The sequence below is a fragment of the Paenibacillus sp. Soil750 genome (genome assembly GCF_001428045.1).
Lineage (GTDB): Bacteria > Bacillota > Bacilli > Paenibacillales > NBRC-103111 > Paenibacillus_E > Paenibacillus_E allorhizoplanae.
In genome coordinates, this window is the sequence record NZ_LMSD01000026.1 from 1 (window position 1) to 628 (window position 628).

Annotated in this window: 2 protein-coding genes; both read left to right on the plus strand. The window is 46.1% G+C overall.

The window, feature by feature from the left end; all coding sequences use genetic code 11:
• On the plus strand, positions 1–337 hold a 337-nt coding region (locus ASL11_RS23440; protein WP_200962474.1), incomplete at its 5' end, for an Ig-like domain-containing protein.
• A partial coding sequence (locus ASL11_RS37005; RefSeq protein ID WP_200962477.1) for an Ig-like domain-containing protein occupies positions 303–628 on the plus strand: 326 nt, incomplete at its 3' end. The genes ASL11_RS23440 and ASL11_RS37005, both read left to right, overlap by 35 nt.

The window sequence follows — 628 nt, forward strand, 5'->3', positions numbered from 1 at the left end:
CAAGGCCACAGCGGTAGATGWATCCGGAATTGTAGGCACGATGACGATCAATATCGTTCCCGTATTGGTTTCTAGCATTGACGTGAGTAGCGAAGACAATRTAACAAGCATTCCCAATGGAAGTACACTTCAAATGAGTGCGAAAGTGTTACCAGGAAATGCAACGAATGATTCCATAATATGGAGTGTKCAAGCAGGCACAGGAACAGCAACGATCAGTYCGACTGGTGAGTTGAGAGGAACTAGCCTAGGTACAGTCACAGTCAAGGCCACAGCGGTAGATATCCGGAATTGTAGGCACGATGACGATCAATATCGTTCCCGTATTGGTTTCTAGCATTGACGTGAGTAGCGAAGACAATGTAACAAGCATTCCCAATGGAGATAMACTCCAGATGAGTGCGAAAGTGTTACCAGGAAATGCAACGAATRATTCCRTAATATGGAGTGTKCAAGCAGGCACAGGAACAGCAACGATCAGTYCGACTGGTGAGTTGAGAGGAACTAGCCTAGGTACAGTCACAGTCAAGGCCACAGCGGTAGATGWATCCGGAATTGTAGGCACGATGACGATCAATATCGTTCCCGTATTGGTTTCTAGCATTGACGTGAGTAGCGAAGACAATAT